Source organism: Acinetobacter sp. V110_1 (assembly GCF_031798975.1).
Classification (GTDB): Bacteria; Pseudomonadota; Gammaproteobacteria; order Pseudomonadales; family Moraxellaceae; genus Acinetobacter; species Acinetobacter nosocomialis_A.
Window position 1 is genome coordinate 140,523 of the sequence record NZ_JAVQNN010000013.1, and the last position, 17,216, is coordinate 157,738.

Consider the following 17,216-nt stretch of genomic DNA (forward strand, 5'->3'; position numbering starts at 1 on the left):
TTAAGCTTGACCTTCAGCAGCAGCAGCTTGAGCACGTTCCATATTTGCTTCGAACTCTGCATCAAAGTTGATTGGAGTAAGAAGTAATTGTGGGAAGCTACCCTTAGTAACTAAGTCGTTTACAGCTTCACGTAAGAACGGGAACAAAATGTTCGGGCAGTATGCACCCAAAATGTAAGGTAAGCGGTCTTCTTCGATGTTATCGATTAAGAAAATACCAGATTGAGTTACATCTACGATGAATGCTGTTTCATTGTCGTTATTGGCTTGAACCACAACTTTTAAAGATACTTCAAAATGAGTTGGGTCAATCTTTTCAGCAGCAGAAGAAAGATTGATGTTAAGTTCAGGTTGCCATTGTTTAGTAAAAACTTGTGCCCCTGGAACCTCAAAAGAAATATCTTTTGTATAAATACGCTCTAAAGCTAATTGTGGTTGAACTTGTTGTTCTTCGCTCATTGTTTTTTCCTTAATATGGATGCGATGTTAAGCCAATAATTCGTCGAGTTTACCTTCACGCTCTAAAGCATAAAGTTGGTCAAAACCACCGATAAACTGATCATTAATAAAAATTTGTGGAACAGTACGGTGGTTTGTACGTTGCATTAATTCAGCACGTACTTCTGGTGCTTCAACAGAAAGATTTACTTCTTTGTAAGCAACACCTTTACGCTCAAGTAATTGTTTCGCGCGAACGCAATACGGGCATACAGAAGTTGAGTAAACAATGACATTTGCTGCCATAACAATTCTCCTTAAGCTTTTGGTTTGCTTTTAACGAGAGGTAAGCCTTGAGCTTTCCAGTTACTGATACCACCATCAAGGCGATAGCTGTCATGGTGAGCGACTTTTTGTAAAGCGCTACCAGCAACTTGCCCTAGGTTACAGATAAATACCAATGGACGGTCACTTGCTTTTAATTCATCAGCATGACTTGCAATTTGGCTATAAGGAATATTGCGGCTACCACTAATGTGACCTTCGCGGAAGTCTTTGCTATCGCGTAAGTCAATCAAAAGAGCATTTTTCGCTTTCACTAAAATACCAAGCGACTGTGGAGAAATTTTACGACCGTTACGTTGACCTTCAAAAATGAAGAATAATACGATCAAGACTCCGAGTGTACCAAACAAAATGGGGTGATTCCCCATAAACTCTAACCAGCGTTCCACAAGTCACCTAAAAAAATTAAAAACAAAATTGACCTAGAGTATAGCGTATATAGATGGTGATCAAAATCACCACTTCAAGGGCAAAAGGGGTAGAAAATTAGTTTTTTTGCTGCGCTTCTTGAATCTCATCGATTAAACGTAAGAAGCTATCTAAGCGTCGTGGCAAAATTTCACCTGCTTCAACAGCCTGTTTTAAACCACAGTTCTTTTCATGAGTATGCGTGCAATTACGGAACTGACATGAACCTAAATGCGCTTCGATTTCAGGGAAGCCCATACGAATTTTTTCTAAATCGAGATGCCAAAGCCCAAATTCGCGAATTCCCGGCGAATCAATTAAGGCACCATTTTTACCAAAGTTGATTAAGCGCGTAGAGGTTGTTGTGTGTTGGCCAAGTGCAGAGTTTTCAGAAATAATATTGGTTTTCTGCTCGGCATCTGGAATAAGCACATTAATAAGTGAGCTTTTACCAACCCCTGACTGACCGACAAAAGCAACGGTTTCACCATCAAGTCGTTGAGACAATGCTGAAATATCGCCTTTAGAATGACAAATCAAGCTCTCATAACCTAAATCTTCATACTCTTTAAGCATGTCGAGAATTGGGTCATTTTCAGTGAGTAAATCCGATTTATTCAGCACTAAAAGAGCAGGAATATTTGCATCTGCACATGCTACTAAGTAGCGGTCAATCAAAGTAGGTGCAGGTTCTGGAAGCGGAGCAAAAACAATAACGATTAAACTGATATTGGCTGCTACAGGTTTTACTTTGTGATAACGATCTGGACGAGTAAGCAGTGAAGTACGTGGGTGAATTGCAGTAATAATCCCTAAGCCTGTGTTAGGGTCTGCTTGCCACTTCACTCGGTCACCCGTGACCAGTAATTCAAGATTTGTACGCGTGTGACAGCGCCAAATACTTTTTAATTCAATCGGTTTCCAAAATGGTTCTGGTTCGCCTTCGGCAACTTGAGGTTTTTCTGGGTGATGCTCGGGTACAGAAAGTGCCTGTACTTCAAGTTGACGGCCATAGTGCTGTACAACCAGCCCATCTAGATCTTGTGAAGTATCGACTTCTTCTTGGCGAGTTTTATGCTGTTTTTCAATACGGCGTTGCTGTTGCTCAGTTAAACGACGCTTACGAATTAGAGCCATTCATATCCCAAAAAAACCATTGTTTGAAGACCGCAAAAATAGCACGAAGCTGGTATGGAATTACAGCGCAGAAGCAAGAAATTTGCTACTATTGATGTTTTTACGGCATTTTAGAACGTACATACATGAGCAGTACTTTAAATACACGATTAATTTGGATTGATCTGGAAATGACCGGTTTAGATACCTACAACGACCAGATTATTGAAATCGCAACAATTATTACAGATGATCATTTAAATGTACTTGCCGAAGGTCCGGTTTTGGCTATTCATCAACCTGATCGTATTTTAAATGCAATGGATGAGTGGAATACTCGCCAGCATGGTCAGTCAGGTTTAATTGAGCGAGTTCGCCGTAGTAAATTAACAGCTCGTGACGCTGAGTTACAGACTTTAGAATTCCTAAAAAAATGGGTTAATCCAAAAGTTTCACCAATGTGTGGTAACTCGATTTGTCAGGATCGCCGTTTCTTACATCGTCTTATGCCTGAGCTTGAGCAGTATTTCCACTATCGTAATCTTGATGTATCTACGGTAAAAGAGCTCTCAAAACGCTGGCGCCCTGAAATTATGAGTGGCCTGAAAAAGAATGCATCACATTTGGCGATGGATGACATTCGTGACTCAATTTCTGAACTTAAGTATTACCGCGAATACTTTTTCATTATGAATACTGATGGTAAAGATTAATGACGTTGTTCAAGTCATATGAAAGGGGGCAGTAGCCTCCTTTTTTATTGTTTAAAGGACATTGTTACAATAATGCCAAGGGCTCATTTGGCTTTCATATTCATTTTGCTTAAAATGATGTTTTAAGTTTATTTATTATAAAAAGAGAGCATTTATGCAAAGTAATAACCCGATACTGACCCGCGTTGAAACGGTCAGTGACTACAGTCAACCGATGACCGTGCAAGGTGCGATTCAAAAATCTGTGATGTTGACTATCATTGCTGCTGCAGTGGGTGTCGCTTTATTTTTCTATGCAGCCTTTACTGCAAATGTTGGTATTGCTTACGCAGCTTCAATTGTGGGTGCAATTGGTGGCTTGGTTTTAGCTTTAATCACAACGTTTAAACCAACGACTGCACCAACTTTAGCAATTCCTTATGCTCTATTTGAAGGAGCATTTATTGGTGGTATTTCGTTTACTTTCCAGTTGAAATATCCGGGTGTTCCTCTTCAAGCGTTATTGGCAACCTTTGTCACTACTTTGGTGATGTTTGGTCTATATAAGTTCCAAATTATACGCGCAACTGAAAAGTTCAAATCAGTTGTGATCTCTGCATCTTTGGCGATTTTTATTGTATTTATCGTGCAGATGGTTATGCGTTTAGCATTTGGATCAAGCATTCCTTATATTTTTGAAAGTAACTGGTTAGGAATTGGTTTTGCTGCATTTGTTGCAGTCATTGCTTCACTTAACCTGATTTTAGATTTTGACTTGATCGAAACCAATGCAGCATACCGTGCTCCAAAATTCATGGAATGGTTGTGTGGTATTGCGTTGCTTGCAACTTTAGTCTGGATGTATATCTCATTCTTACGTCTACTTGGCTTATTGTCTGACGACTAAAATTTAGATTATAAAAAGTCGCTCCTGCATAGGGGCGATTTTTTTTCGTGCGTTTTTTGAAAAAAGATGCATTATGCAATTTCGAAAAACGTTGAATATTGGCATTATGCTGAAAATTGTTTTGAGTGAGATCGGCATGACACAAGGACTTTTAGCAGGTAAACGCTTTTTGATTGCAGGCGTTGCTAGTAAATTATCAATTGCTTATGGTATTGCACAAGCATTACACCGTGAAGGTGCTGAGCTTGCATTTACTTATCCAAACGAAAAATTAAAAAAACGTGTAGATGAGTTTGCTGAGCAATTCGGTTCTAAGCTTGTGTTTCCATGTGATGTTGCCGTTGATGCTGAAATTGATAATGCATTTGCGGAACTTGCAAAACATTGGGATGGCGTAGACGGTGTTGTGCACTCAATCGGCTTTGCACCTGCACACACGCTTGACGGTGACTTCACTGACGTGACTGACCGTGACGGTTTTAAAATTGCTCATGACATTAGCGCATACAGCTTTGTTGCAATGGCACGTGCTGCAAAACCTTTATTACAAGCTCGCCAAGGTTGTTTATTAACTTTGACTTACCAAGGTTCTGAGCGCGTTATGCCTAACTACAACGTAATGGGTATGGCGAAAGCATCTTTAGAAGCTGGTGTTCGTTACTTGGCATCAAGCTTAGGTGTTGATGGTATCCGCGTAAACGCGATTTCTGCGGGTCCAATCCGTACTTTAGCTGCTTCTGGTATTAAATCTTTCCGTAAGATGTTAGATGCTAACGAAAAAGTTGCACCATTAAAACGTAACGTAACTATTGAAGAAGTGGGTAACGCAGCGTTATTCCTATGCTCACCTTGGGCTTCAGGTATTACTGGTGAAATTCTATATGTAGATGCTGGTTTCAATACTGTAGGTATGAGCCAATCTATGATGGATGATGAATAAGTTTTAAAATTTATTCAGACATAAAAAAAGCCGTAGTTGAAGGACTACGGCTTTTTTACTGGGCGCAAGTTATTGCGGCAGTTCTTTTACAGGTGAACCACCTAATGCCTGCATAAGGGTGACATAAGCGTTGTATTGGCTTTGTTTGGTTTCAACAAGATTCAAGCGCGCAGTACGTGTAGTTTGCTGTGCATCGAGAAGTGTTTTTAATGCAACAGCACCATAACGGTAGCGGACTTCGGTTAAACGTTCGGTTTTTTCTGCAAGTTCAACATTACGTTGTTGCAGCTCTACTTGTTTGTCGAGTTCTGTGCGGCTTGATAATGCGTTTTCTACATCAGCAAAAGCCTGATAAAGCGTTTGGCGATATTGAATAATCGCTTTTTCATAATCAAGGTTGCTAATCGCGATATCTTTTTTCATATCGTTATATTGCAAAAACGGTAAGCTCAAACTCGCCCCAAGCGTGAGTGCAGGGTTACGTAATAACTCCGTTAATGATGTACTGCTTGAACCTAAACTACTGGTTAAGCTAATTGACGGATAGTAGCTTGCTTTAGTTGCATCTTTGGTTGCTAGTGCTTTTCTCAAGCGAAGCTCAGCTGCTTGCAAGTCTGGGCGACGTGACAAAATATCTGCTGGTAAACCCGCACCAATAGCAGGCAGTGCTGTACGTGGTAAACGCTGTGGTTCTTGAATGTTGAGTTGCTGTACAGGCTCATGCAATAACACAGCAATCGCTGTACGTGTTTCAACAAGCTGTTGCTCAATTTGGCTTAAACTTGCTTTCTGGCTTTGAACAGACTGCTCGGCTTGCGTAAGGTCTAAGCCTGAAACTGCACCTGCTTTATACTGAGTTTGTACTAACTGATAAAGCTTTTGTGAAGTGGCTAAGCTCTGCTGTGCAGTTGCATAACGTTCATTTAAGTAGCCCAGTTGCCAATAGAGTTTCGCTGTAGTGGCAATCAGGCTTTGCCCTGTAGACTGTAAGTCTTGTTCGGACGCTAAAGCTTCCCATTTACTTACTTCAGTTTGACGAGCAAGCTTGCCAAACAAATCAAGTTCATAACTTACGCCTGCACTTAGCGAAAGTCCTGCTGAGCTGTCATCACCTGAATTTAAATCGAAACTATGGCCTGTTGAAACCTTTGAACTGGTACGCAAGCCTTGTTGATTTGCTGTTAAATCAGCTTTCAGGCGAGCTTGCTTTAAGGTGATCCCTGCAACAGCCAAATCGCTATTACGTTCTAATACGTTGTTTACGAGTTGGTTGAGCTGTGCATCGTTAAAAAGCGTCCACCAACGGTCAGAGTATTGCGCAACTGATACAGTTTTCGTTTTAGTTGGGTTGTCGTACTGAAAGTTACCCGGAACCTGTACAGACGGTGCTTGGTAAGGTGTTTTAACCATCGCTGCACATCCCACAAGAGAACTGGTGAGGAGAAGTGCTGCGCTAAGTTTAGTCATTGAAAAAGACATGCAATTTTCCTTATTCTCGTGATAGTGCTGCAACAGGGTCGAGTTTTGCGGCATTTTTGGCAGGCAAGAAACCGAATACGACACCAATTAATGTTGAGCAAACAAATGCAGCCACAATAGAAGTCGTCGAATATGCCACTGCAAAATTACCTGCGGCCACTTTGTTAATGAGCTGTCCTAGACCGAGCGAAAGTAATACGCCGAGTACACCACCAATTAAACACACTAAAATTGCTTCGATTAGGAACTGCTGCAAAATATCACTTTGTCGAGCGCCGACAGCCATACGCACACCAATTTCTTGAGTACGTTCAGTCACCGAAACCAACATAATATTCATTACACCGATACCACCAACCACCAGAGAAATGACAGCAATTGCTGAGACCAGAAGCGTCATGGTGCTGGTTGTTTTCTCAATGGTTTGACGAATACTGTCACTGTTCATGGTGAAAATATCTTGGGCACCATGTCGTTGCGTTAATAAGTTAACAATCGCGTTTTCAGCGGCGCTGGTCGAGTATTTATCGTTAATACGTACGACAATATTACGAACATGGGCTTGCCCTAACATACGGCTCATGACCGTGGTATAAGGCATATACACATTGAGTGTGTCATCTGAACCCATACCGCTAGTTTGAGGTTCTACAATCCCGATAATACGAGCTGGCACACTACCCAGTAATACCACTTGCCCAATTGGATTAGTGCCATCACTAAAGAATTGTTTTTGAGTATTGGTATCAATGACTACATCTTGCGAACGATCTCGCACACTACGCTGGTCAAAGGTTTGACCATCTTTGAAGACAAGTCCCTTTACGTCAAAGAAGTCGTTACTTACGCCGTTAATGGTCGCATTTGCTTCATTTTGTTGATAACGCATAGTCTTGGATGTGCTGACCATTGGACTGACCGCACTCACATAAGGCTGCGTCATTAATGCATCGGCATCGGCAGGCACCAGCGTTTTAAAATTGGCTGTTTTGGAGTTATCACCAAAACCACGACCTTGGAATACTGTAATTGTGTTAGTACCGAGGCCACTAATATTTTCCAAAATCTGCTTTTGTGAACCATTACCCAGCGCTACCACCGTTACGACAGATGCAATACCAATAATGATGCCTAGCATGGTTAAGAAGGTACGCATACGGTGGGCATTCATGGACAGTAAAGCCATTTGGAATGCTTCAGATAAGCGGTCTAAGGTTGAACGCCAAGCTGAAATACTTTTGCCTTTTTTCTGCTTGTTTTGTAGAGCAGGGGCTGCATCTGGGTCAGATTTAACTTCTTCTGTAGATTGGTCTGGAGCATTAGGACGGTCACTAATAATTTCGCCGTCACTAATTTCGATAATACGCGTTGCATTTTTTGCAACTTGCATATCGTGTGTAACCAAAATAATGGTATGACCAGCCGCATTGAGTTCACGCAAAATTCGCATAACCTCAACACCACTATGTGAGTCGAGTGCACCTGTTGGTTCGTCGGCTAAGATTACATCACCGCCATTCATTAAGGCGCGGGCAATCGAAACACGTTGCTGTTGACCACCAGAAAGTTGGCTCGGTCGGTTTTGAGTTTTAGTGCCTAAACCTAATTCAGTGAGTAGGGCAGTTGCACGTTGTTTACGGTCCGAAGGAGTAACACCTGCATAAACAGCTGGAACTTCAACGTTACCTTCGGCTGACAAGTCACCGAGTAAATGATAACGCTGGAAAATAAAACCAAAATATTCGCGACGTAACTGCGCTAACTGGTCGGGTTCTAGCTTACCGGTTTCTTGACCATTAACCTTATAACTACCACTTGTTGGGCGGTCCAGACAGCCCAAAATATTCATGAGCGTTGATTTACCAGAGCCGGACTGACCGACAATGGCAACCAGTTCACCTTCATAAATAGTCAGGTCAATGCCTTTTAAAATTTGAATCGTGCTTTCGCCAGCAGGGAATTCCCGGACCAGATTGCTGACTTCAAGCAAAGCTTGTTTTGTCATGCTTACATTCCCATTGGACCGCTACGGCGACGGTTATTACCACTATTTGCAGAAGCAGCAGAGTTTTCTGAACTATCAGCAATCACAACTTGGTCACCTTGTTTTAATCCGGCAAGTACTTGTGCGTTTACACGGTTGTTAATACCCACCAAAATTTGCGTTGGTTTAGTCGTACCGTCTGCTTGTAAAATACGAACGACACTCAGCGTTGCTTTGCCTTGTTCAATAAGTTGTTTTTGTTCAGGAGTTAAATTTAAGCGTTCTAAACGAGCACCATTACCTTCATGTTTTCGCTCTGCTCTTGGTGTAGAGCTTGCTTTGTCAGCTGACTGACCAGGTTTTCTTTGACCAGAAAATTGTTTACTACTTAAAGCAGAAGATGGAACCAATAAGGCATTTTTTGCTGAATCTAATACGATATAAACTTGAGCGGTCATATCAATACGCAATTTGCCATCTGTATTTGGAACGTCAAATAAAGCGTTGTAGTAAACAGCTGAACTGCTAGTTGAACTTGTTGTGCTGTTTGATTCACTAGAAATTGAATCTGGAGCTGGCTCAATCTGACGTAATGTCGCATAACGCTTGCTGTCATCGCCTAGAGTAGTGAAGTAGACCTGTTGGCCTTTTTCTACTCGCATAATATCGGCTTCACTCACCTGCGCTTTAATCGTCATATTTTGCAGTTTCGCAATTTTAACGATTGTAGGAGCACTTTGGTTCGCGTTTACGGTTTGGCCTTCTTCAGTCACAATCGCAACAACCGTACCATCAGTTGGCGCAACAATACGTGTATAGCCAATGTTTGTTTGTGCTGTTGAACGCGTAACTTTCGCAGACTCAATTTGTGCATCTAATGCTTTAACTTGTGCCTGAGCGGTTTTATAAGCAGCTTCAGCTGACTCTAAATCTGCACGAGGTGTTGCATCTTGAGCATACATTTGTTGCTGACGACGATACTCAAGTTGTTTTTCATTTAAAGATGCTACTTGTTGAAGGCGCTGTGCTTCTAAGTTTTTAATATTGGCATCGGATGTTTTTAAACTGTTCTCTTGGGTAGTCGAGTCAATTTGTGCAATGAGTTGACCTTGTTTGACCTGATCGCCAAGCTGTACATACATCTTTTTAACCTGACCAGATACCTGAGCACCGACACTAATCAGTTTGGTTGCATCAAGCGTACCGGTTGCAAGTACATTATTCTCAATATCTCCACGAGTTACCTCAGCTGTAATATATTGAGGTTGCTGTTGTTTAGGCTTTAAAAACTTCCAAGCTAATACAGCAATAACGGCTATACAGACGACAATAATAACGAGTTTAATTGGCTTTATTTTTGGCATGGCGAGAGGTCAGAAAGTCTAAAATTTTAATTAGTATAAGAGTCAATTGAGGATAAAACGTGAATTTTTATGATATTTCAATCAAGCAGGCAAAGGATTTAACTGCTCTATTGTATAAATAATGTTTTCCCACACAACTCGGCAATTGCCTGTTGCATCAAATGTTCGGCATTTTCATTAGACATGCCTTTAATTGCCGCATCGATTTGCAAGAGTAGAGTAGACCAGCCTAAAAACTGCTGTGGATTGAGTCTTCTTAACGCTTGCTGATATAAGCTAACTTTTGTTTTCCAAATACCGAGCTGCAATGCATTATGCGGTTGTTCAAACAACTGCATGAGTAAACGCATTTCTTTACTTAATGTCCATAAGATCAGGCTTTCAGGTTCACCAGAACCAATTAAATACTGGAATATCTTAATCGACTGGGCAAGATTACCTTCTAATAAAGCATCGCTTAAATCGTAAGTGGTGTAACGAGACTGATCTTGTAGACATGCATATAACTGTTCAATTTGAATCAGCTTCTGGTCTGGGAAAGTATCTCGTACGCGCATCAAGCTATTTTTAGCAGCAAGTAAATTGTGCTCGTGATGCTGCATGAGCCACTGCCAAGCGTCATTGTCGAGTTGAATTTCGAGCTTCTCTGCTTCAGCAGTTAAAATTCTTTGACGGTCTTGCGGATAGTTGGCAGTCAAAGCAACAACAACGCCGTTAGCTTCGACAACTTGGAAAAAAGCAGACTTTAAACTGCTACTGTCTTGTTTAGGTAAAACAATTAATAGCAGGTTAGTTTCATTATGTTGAATATAGCTTTTAAGCTGTTTTAGACCATTTGCATCGGGCTTGATATTGCCATGAACTTCAATCGCAAGTTGCTGCGAAAATAAAGACAAGCTGTTCAGTGCATTAAAAACATTTTTCCAGTCACTCACGCTACTAATGTCATAGCGCTGTCTTTCAATGTCTTGCTGCTGCCAGCTTTTGCGGAAAGTATCTAATAAGTTTTGTTCAAGTAATGGTTCCTGTCCATGCAGAATCCACGCACCCCGAGCTTCCGGAATGCGTTTAAGAGCTTGTAAATAGTCAAGTTTCATTACTTAAGAACAAATAAATCTTATGGTTGAGCTTTTGGTAAGCGGTTTGCTGAAATTTGACGAGTAATTTGCTGTGCAATGTCATCAATCACAATACGTTGTAAGTAGCCTTCTTGCTGGTTCTCAGTGTTAACCGTTGCCAAGTCGTATTGATAACTACGAGATGCAGTCAAAGTACGCGGCTCGGTAATTTTATTACCTTGACGATCTTCAATTTGGAAAGTCACAGTCAAGCGTAATAACACTTCTGTAAGCTTACCATTTAGAAGTTGACGACGCGGTGTGTACTCTAAAACATGAAGAACATACGCATCATTGTCATTGCTGAACTGAACGCCATTTGCAGCTAAATACACTTTTAATTGTGTTTCTAGGTCATCGGTTTTTGCCGGTAACTCAAGGCTTAACTTTTTATAAACAAGTGGAGTCGCAGTCGGGTTAGTTCCTTTTAAATGGAAACCACACCCGACTAAGCCTGCACTAAGGCCTAAGGTTAAAACAACAGCGGCTAAACGTTGGGCTAAGTGCATGCTTGATCCTCTCATTAATACCTGTAATTAAACCACGAGGTTAACCAATTTGTTTGGAACCACAATTTCTTTTTTGGTTGGTCCTGTTAAGAACTGTTGCACTTCTGGTAATGCTTTAGCTTGAGCTAATAATTCATCTTTAGAAATATCAACAGAAACTTCAAGTTTACCGCGAAGTTTACCATTTACTTGTACAACAATCGTTTGGGTATTACGTGTTAACGCAGAAGCATCAACTTCAGGGAAGGTTGCTGCTGTTAAGTCCGTACCAAACTGAGCCAATAAAGTTTGGCTTAAATGTGGTGCAAATGGCGCAAGTAAAGTTAACAATGTTGTGATTGCTTCACGTTCTACAGCAATGTCATTGTCATCTTTTGCTTCAAACTTGTTGCTTGCGTTTAACAATTCCATCAATGCAGCAATTGCAGTGTTGAATGCATGACGACGTTCAATATCATCACTTACTTTTTGAATCGTTTCGTGAGTCTTACGACGTAAATCTTGAGCATCTTTAGACAAGTTTGCTGTATCGATTGTAGTTGCAGCGTTTCCTTTTTCAAGGAAGCTTGCTACAAGACGCCATACACGTTTCAAGAAACGGTTAGCACCTTCAACACCTGCATCAGACCATTCTAAAGATTGATCTGGTGGAGCAGCAAACATCATAAATACACGTGCTGTATCTGCGCCGTATTGATCAATAATTGCTTGTGGGTCAATACCGTTATTTTTCGACTTAGACATTTTTTCTTGTCCGCCGATAATCACTTCTTGACCGTCACCTGAATATTTTGCAGAAATGATGCGACCTTTCTCATCACGTTCTAATTCGATGTCAGCAGGGTTGAACCAAGTTTTCTTACCATTTTCTGCTTCACGATAGAATGTATCTGCAAGCACCATGCCTTGAGTTAACAAGTTAGTAAATGGTTCATTACCTTGTACAACGCCTTCATCACGCATTAATTTGTGGAAGAAACGTGCATAAAGTAAGTGAAGAATCGCATGTTCAACACCACCAATATATTGGTTTACAGGAAGCCAGTTTTGAGCTGCTTCAGGTTTAACCATACCGCCAGTGAAGTCTGGAGACGCATAGCGTGCGTAGTACCAAGATGACTCTACGAATGTATCCAATGTATCTGTTTCACGGCGTGCATCGCCACCACAACAAGGACATTTCGTTTCATAGAATTCAGGCATTTTATTAAGCGGGTTACCTGAACCATCTGGAACAACGTCAGTTGGTAATACAACTGGAAGTTGGTCTTCTGGAACTGTGACTTGACCACAAGTATCACAGTTAATCATTGGAATTGGACAACCCCAGTAACGTTGACGAGAAACACCCCAGTCACGTAAACGGAATTGAACTTTAGAGTTTGCTAAACCTTGTGGTTCTAATTTCGCAAGGAATGCGTCAAACGCAGCTTGGAATTCTAAACCGTCAAACTCGCCAGAGTTAACAAGTTTACCTTCTTTAGAACCGTACCATTCTTGCCACTCAGTTGCAGAGTAGTCTGCATCGTCAGCGCCTTTGGCATCAATCACTTGTTTAATTGGCAAGTTGAACTTGTTTGCAAATTCAAAATCACGTTCGTCATGGGCTGGTACAGCCATCACTGCGCCAGAACCGTAAGACATTAATACGTAGTTTGCGATCCAGACAGGAAGCTCTTCACCAGTGACAGGGTGTTTTACAAACAAGCCTGTTGCCATGCCTTTTTTCTCGGCTGTTGCCAAGTCAGCTTCTGCAACTGAACCCATGCGGCATTCTTCGATAAATGCAGCCAATTCAGGGTTATTTTCAGCAGCTTTAAGTGCAAGAGGGTGTTCTGCTGCAACAGCAACGTATGTTACGCCCATAAGCGTATCAGCACGTGTTGTATAAACAGTTAAGCCGTCAGCATAAATTTCGGTATTGGCAGATGGGAAAGTAATTTCCATACCTGTAGAGCGACCAATCCAGTTACGTTGCATGGTCAACACTTGTTGAGGCCAGCCGTCTTGTAAGGTATCTAGGTCGTCTAATAATTCTTGTGCATAGTCCGTAATACGGAAGTAGTACATTGGAATATCGCGTTTTTCAACCAATGCACCAGAACGCCATCCGCGACCATTTTCAACTTGTTCATTTGCCAAAACTGTTTGGTCAACCGGATCCCAGTTCACTGTTGAAAGTTTACGGTAGATCAAACCTTTTTTATAAAGCTGAACAAACAACCATTGTTCCCAGTGGTAGTACTCTGGTGTACACGTTGCAAATTCACGGTCCCAATCAACAGATAAACCTAATTTTTTTAATTGGTCACGCATATAAGCGATGTTTTCAAATGTCCATTTTGCCGGAGCAACTTTATGGGCAATTGCAGCGTTTTCCGCAGGCAAACCAAAAGCGTCCCAACCCATAGGTTGTAGTACGGTTTCGCCTTTTAAACGATAGAACCGGCTAATTACATCGCCAATTGTATAGTTACGCACATGACCCATGTGCAGTTTGCCACTTGGGTAAGGGAACATTGACAGGATGTAACGATGTTTACCTTCGACAGTGTCGGCAACTTTAAAGACTTTACGATTTTCCCAATCTTGTTGGACGGATGGTTCAATCGTGTTTGCTTGATATTCTGGGTCAATGTGAGAAATAGTCATAGACGTAAGCTATACAACGAAAATTGAAATGAAAGATTGCTGCACAGCATAGCGCAAAATAGAGGAAAATGTCAGTTTTTAGATCACGATTTTATCTTTTAATATGCGCTATAAAAATTTCCCAACTTATTCTTCTTTATTTTAAATCCGAGAAGAGTGGTGAAAGTATTCACCACTCTCATTTTACTTATCGTGGTGCTGAAGCTGATGGAGCCGGTGCGGGTGCAGCAGGTGAAGCTGCTACTGCAGGTGCAGTTTTTTCCTGCATGGCGTTAGCTGCTTCTGATACGGCTTTATCTGTTTTAGTCTGAGCTGGTTGTTCTGGGTTTGATGTCGGATTCTTCACAGAAGGCTGGGTACCGTAAGTTGAAACTTTGTTCAAATGTTTCGCACCCTTAGGTGGTGGCGTCGTGGTGTAATGTGTCGAGCCGTTTTTATCTACCCATTTATAATACTGCTCGGCCTGACTTTGAGTTGAGCAAACTAAAATTGCTGTAGTGATTGCTGTATATAAGCTTGTTTTTAAATAAGATAAATTCATATTAGATGTTCCCCAAAAAATACTGACTATATTTAAATAAAGTTCATAAATAAGCAATTTAGAATGCAGGGTTTTATATAAAAAAGAGTGTTTTTTTAATAAAAATGGAGAGGGAATGAACAAATTTACGGCTTAATATTAGATTAAAAAAACAACAGCTAAAACTTTTTATGGAAAAACCATTTCTTTATTCTTGACTTTGTATATAGAAACAACAAAAATGCTTTCTCTAGTTTTATATGTATTTACTCGATCACCCTTCGAATAAATATCATGTTTTGTAATAGACATTCTCTCTAGCCGAGAGATTGATTTTACTAAAGTATGTATATCCAGACATGCTTTATTAATGTTAAAACAGCTTATACGGCTGAAAACAGAAATTTTTCTATTGCGACGAAAACTAGACAATATGTGTGCTATAACAGTGCAGACAATTCAATGAATGAAACACTATTTGTGCCTTCCATAAATAGTGATAAAAATTTTAGGGTGAATCACGTTGGAACTTTTATCTGGTGGTGAAATGCTCGTTCGTGCTCTTGCGGACGAAGGCGTTGAACATGTTTTTGGTTATCCAGGCGGCGCTGTATTACATATTTATGATGCGCTATTTCAACAAGACAAAATCAATCATTACCTCGTGCGCCATGAGCAAGCTGCTGGTCATATGGCAGATGCATACTCGCGTGCTACAGGTAAGACTGGCGTAGTACTGGTCACTTCTGGCCCAGGCGCAACCAATACAGTAACTCCAATTGCAACAGCTTATATGGACTCAATCCCAATGGTGATTTTGTCTGGCCAAGTTGCATCACATCTTATTGGTGAAGACGCTTTCCAAGAAACTGACATGGTTGGTATTTCACGTCCTATCGTGAAACACAGCTTTCAGGTCCGTCACGCGAGTGAAATCCCTGCAATTATTAAAAAAGCATTCTATATCGCTTCAAGTGGACGCCCTGGTCCGGTTGTAGTTGATATTCCTAAAGATGCGACGAATCCTGCAGAAAAGTTTGCATACGAATATCCTGAAAAAGTGAAGATGCGTTCATATCAACCGCCTTCACGTGGCCACTCTGGTCAAATTCGTAAAGCAATTGATGAATTACTTACTGCAAAACGTCCTGTTATTTATACAGGTGGTGGTGTCGTACAAGGAAATGCTTCTGCTTTATTAACTGAACTTGCACATCGTCTTGGTTATCCGGTAACTAACACACTTATGGGGTTAGGCGGATTCCCGGGTGATGACCCTCAGTTTATTGGCATGCTTGGTATGCATGGTACATATGAAGCCAACATGGCAATGCACAATGCAGACGTAATTTTGGCAATTGGTGCGCGTTTTGATGACCGCGTAACAAATAACCCTGCCAAGTTCTGCCCGAACTCAAAAGTGATTCATGTCGATATCGATCCTGCGACCATTTCAAAAACGATTATGGCGCATATTCCTATCGTTGGTGCAGTAGAGCCTGTTCTTCAAGAAATGTTGGCACAGTTAAAACAGTTAAATGTGTCTAAACCAAATCCTGAAGCAATTGAGGCTTGGTGGTCTCAAATTAATGAATGGCGCAAAGTTCATGGTTTGAAATATGAAAACCTATCTGATGGCACCATGAAGCCACAGCAGGTTGTTGAAGCTTTATATAAAGTGACCAATGGTGATGCCATCATTACTTCTGACGTTGGTCAACATCAGATGTTTGGTGCACTTTATTATAAGTACAAACGTCCTCGCCAATGGATCAACTCTGGTGGTCTTGGCACCATGGGTGTTGGTTTACCTTATGCAATGGCTGCGAAGTTGGCTTTCCCAGATCAGCAAGTTGTTTGTATTACGGGTGAAGCTTCAATTCAGATGTGTATTCAGGAACTTTCAACCTGTAAACAATATGGTTTGAACGTAAAAATCTTGTGCTTGAACAACCGTGCATTAGGTATGGTGAAACAATGGCAAGATATGAACTATGAAGGTCGTCATTCAAGTTCTTATGTTGAATCATTACCTGACTTTGCCAAGTTAATGGAAGCTTATGGTCATGTAGGCATTCAAATTGATCATGCCGATGAACTTGAGTCGAAGCTTGCAGAAGCAATGGCAATTAATGATAAATGTGTATTTATCAACGTTATGGTTGACCGCACAGAACACGTTTATCCAATGTTGATTGCGGGTCAGTCTATGAAGGACATGTGGTTAGGTAAAGGGGAGCGTACATAATGAGACATATTATTTCTGTACTCGTTGAAAACGAAGCTGGTGCGCTTTCTCGCCTTGTTGGTTTATTTAGCCAACGTGGATATAACATTGAAACCCTTAATGTTGCACCAACCGAAGATCCGACATTATCGCGTCTGACTTTAACGACTTATGGCGATGACCATAAAATCGAACAAATTACGAAACAGCTCAACAAACTTGTTGAGGTGGTAAAAGTAGTTGATTTATCAGAAGGTGCACACATCGAACGTGAACTCATGCTAATTAAAGTAAAAGCATTAGGAGCTTCACGTGCCGAAATTAAGCGCACTGCGGATATTTTCCGTGCGCAAATCGTAGATGTGACACCAACGACCTATACCATTCAAATAGCAGGGACAACTGAAAAATTAGATGGTTTTATCGATGCACTTGCAGAAAACACCATTCTAGAAGTCGTTCGTTCAGGGGTATCTGGTATCGCCCGTGGCGAAAAAGTTTTAGCCATTTAATTTTT

The 17,216-nt window shown here is 41.0% G+C and carries 16 protein-coding genes; 5 read left to right on the plus strand and 11 right to left on the minus strand.

Annotated elements, in window-relative coordinates; translation table 11 throughout:
• From secB to rsgA, 4 genes are all read right to left on the minus strand, one after another.
• Nucleotides 1–459, minus strand: coding sequence for a protein-export chaperone SecB (gene secB / locus RMA95_RS03215; RefSeq protein ID WP_311069574.1), 459 nt, complete (start codon nt 457–459; stop codon nt 1–3).
• 27 nt (nt 460–486) lie between these two features.
• The gene (gene grxC / locus RMA95_RS03220; protein ID WP_000729828.1) at nt 487–744 is read right to left on the minus strand and encodes a glutaredoxin 3; all 258 of its coding nucleotides are present in this window, start codon (nt 742–744) and stop codon (nt 487–489) included.
• 11 nt (nt 745–755) lie between these two features.
• The gene (locus tag RMA95_RS03225; RefSeq protein ID WP_000443006.1) at nt 756–1,172 is read right to left on the minus strand and encodes a rhodanese-like domain-containing protein; all 417 of its coding nucleotides are present in this window, start codon (nt 1,170–1,172) and stop codon (nt 756–758) included.
• Nucleotides 1,173–1,269: 97 nt separating this feature from the next.
• Nucleotides 1,270–2,328 (minus strand): ribosome small subunit-dependent GTPase A, encoded by a 1,059-nt coding sequence (rsgA, locus tag RMA95_RS03230; protein ID WP_004883292.1) that lies wholly within the window; start codon nt 2,326–2,328, stop codon nt 1,270–1,272.
• A gap of 125 nt (nt 2,329–2,453) precedes the next feature.
• Between rsgA and orn the strand changes: the two genes are divergently transcribed.
• The 3 genes from orn (at nt 2,454) to RMA95_RS03245 (ending at nt 4,846) form a co-directional block, all read left to right on the plus strand.
• The gene (gene orn, locus RMA95_RS03235; RefSeq protein WP_311069575.1) at nt 2,454–3,020 is read left to right on the plus strand and encodes an oligoribonuclease; all 567 of its coding nucleotides are present in this window, start codon (nt 2,454–2,456) and stop codon (nt 3,018–3,020) included.
• A 154-nt stretch (nt 3,021–3,174) separates the two neighbouring features.
• Nucleotides 3,175–3,906, plus strand: a complete 732-nt coding sequence (locus RMA95_RS03240) for a Bax inhibitor-1/YccA family protein (RefSeq protein ID WP_002053496.1) — start codon at nt 3,175–3,177, stop codon at nt 3,904–3,906.
• A 136-nt stretch (nt 3,907–4,042) separates the two neighbouring features.
• Complete coding sequence (locus RMA95_RS03245; protein ID WP_002027450.1) at nt 4,043–4,846, plus strand: enoyl-ACP reductase; 804 nt, start codon at nt 4,043–4,045, stop codon at nt 4,844–4,846.
• Nucleotides 4,847–4,915: 69 nt separating this feature from the next.
• Here the strand turns inward: RMA95_RS03245 and RMA95_RS03250 are convergent, their stop codons facing one another.
• The 7 genes from RMA95_RS03250 to RMA95_RS03280 all read right to left on the minus strand — a co-directional run bounded on the left by RMA95_RS03250 (nt 4,916) and on the right by RMA95_RS03280 (nt 14,493).
• Nucleotides 4,916–6,313 (minus strand): efflux transporter outer membrane subunit, encoded by a 1,398-nt coding sequence (locus RMA95_RS03250; protein WP_311069616.1) that lies wholly within the window; start codon nt 6,311–6,313, stop codon nt 4,916–4,918.
• A 22-nt stretch (nt 6,314–6,335) separates the two neighbouring features.
• Nucleotides 6,336–8,330: a MacB family efflux pump subunit gene (locus RMA95_RS03255; RefSeq protein WP_311069576.1), complete on the minus strand. Its 1,995-nt coding sequence runs from the start codon at nt 8,328–8,330 to the stop codon at nt 6,336–6,338.
• A gap of 2 nt (nt 8,331–8,332) precedes the next feature.
• A complete protein-coding gene (locus RMA95_RS03260; protein WP_311069577.1) occupies nt 8,333–9,673 on the minus strand; it encodes a MacA family efflux pump subunit in 1,341 nt (446 codons plus the stop codon).
• 107 nt (nt 9,674–9,780) lie between these two features.
• Nucleotides 9,781–10,770, minus strand: coding sequence for a DNA polymerase III subunit delta (gene holA, locus RMA95_RS03265; protein WP_019458091.1), 990 nt, complete (start codon nt 10,768–10,770; stop codon nt 9,781–9,783).
• 20 nt (nt 10,771–10,790) lie between these two features.
• On the minus strand, nt 10,791–11,300 hold the full coding sequence (lptE, locus tag RMA95_RS03270) for an LPS assembly lipoprotein LptE (RefSeq protein ID WP_134262251.1): 510 nt from the start codon (nt 11,298–11,300) through the stop codon (nt 10,791–10,793).
• A gap of 27 nt (nt 11,301–11,327) precedes the next feature.
• Complete coding sequence (gene leuS / locus RMA95_RS03275; protein ID WP_311069578.1) at nt 11,328–13,952, minus strand: leucine--tRNA ligase; 2,625 nt, start codon at nt 13,950–13,952, stop codon at nt 11,328–11,330.
• Nucleotides 13,953–14,139: 187 nt separating this feature from the next.
• The gene (locus tag RMA95_RS03280; protein WP_311069579.1) at nt 14,140–14,493 is read right to left on the minus strand and encodes a DUF4124 domain-containing protein; all 354 of its coding nucleotides are present in this window, start codon (nt 14,491–14,493) and stop codon (nt 14,140–14,142) included.
• Between the two features lie 502 nt (nt 14,494–14,995).
• Between RMA95_RS03280 and RMA95_RS03285 the strand changes: the two genes are divergently transcribed.
• Nucleotides 14,996–16,720 carry an acetolactate synthase 3 large subunit gene (locus RMA95_RS03285; RefSeq protein WP_263612922.1) on the plus strand — a complete coding sequence of 575 codons (1,725 nt, stop codon included), beginning with the start codon at nt 14,996–14,998 and terminating at the stop codon, nt 16,718–16,720.
• On the plus strand, nt 16,720–17,211 hold the full coding sequence (gene ilvN, locus RMA95_RS03290) for an acetolactate synthase small subunit (protein WP_170247650.1): 492 nt from the start codon (nt 16,720–16,722) through the stop codon (nt 17,209–17,211). Before RMA95_RS03285 ends, ilvN begins: the two co-directional genes overlap by 1 nt.
• Nucleotides 17,212–17,216: the final 5 nt, after the last annotated feature.

Coding starts and splice junctions, on each gene's coding strand:
- leuS (WP_311069578.1), bottom strand. CDS start 13,952: ATGACTATTTCTCACATTGACCCAGAATATCAAGCAAACACGATTGAA.
- orn (WP_311069575.1), top strand. CDS start 2,454: ATGAGCAGTACTTTAAATACACGATTAATTTGGATTGATCTGGAAATG.
- RMA95_RS03260 (WP_311069577.1), bottom strand. CDS start 9,673: ATGCCAAAAATAAAGCCAATTAAACTCGTTATTATTGTCGTCTGTATA.
- RMA95_RS03245 (WP_002027450.1), top strand. CDS start 4,043: ATGACACAAGGACTTTTAGCAGGTAAACGCTTTTTGATTGCAGGCGTT.
- ilvN (WP_170247650.1), top strand. CDS start 16,720: ATGAGACATATTATTTCTGTACTCGTTGAAAACGAAGCTGGTGCGCTT.
- RMA95_RS03280 (WP_311069579.1), bottom strand. CDS start 14,493: ATGAATTTATCTTATTTAAAAACAAGCTTATATACAGCAATCACTACA.
- RMA95_RS03250 (WP_311069616.1), bottom strand. CDS start 6,313: ATGACTAAACTTAGCGCAGCACTTCTCCTCACCAGTTCTCTTGTGGGA.
- holA (WP_019458091.1), bottom strand. CDS start 10,770: ATGAAACTTGACTATTTACAAGCTCTTAAACGCATTCCGGAAGCTCGG.
- RMA95_RS03255 (WP_311069576.1), bottom strand. CDS start 8,330: ATGACAAAACAAGCTTTGCTTGAAGTCAGCAATCTGGTCCGGGAATTC.
- grxC (WP_000729828.1), bottom strand. CDS start 744: ATGGCAGCAAATGTCATTGTTTACTCAACTTCTGTATGCCCGTATTGC.
- secB (WP_311069574.1), bottom strand. CDS start 459: ATGAGCGAAGAACAACAAGTTCAACCACAATTAGCTTTAGAGCGTATT.
- RMA95_RS03240 (WP_002053496.1), top strand. CDS start 3,175: ATGCAAAGTAATAACCCGATACTGACCCGCGTTGAAACGGTCAGTGAC.
- rsgA (WP_004883292.1), bottom strand. CDS start 2,328: ATGGCTCTAATTCGTAAGCGTCGTTTAACTGAGCAACAGCAACGCCGT.
- lptE (WP_134262251.1), bottom strand. CDS start 11,300: ATGCACTTAGCCCAACGTTTAGCCGCTGTTGTTTTAACCTTAGGCCTT.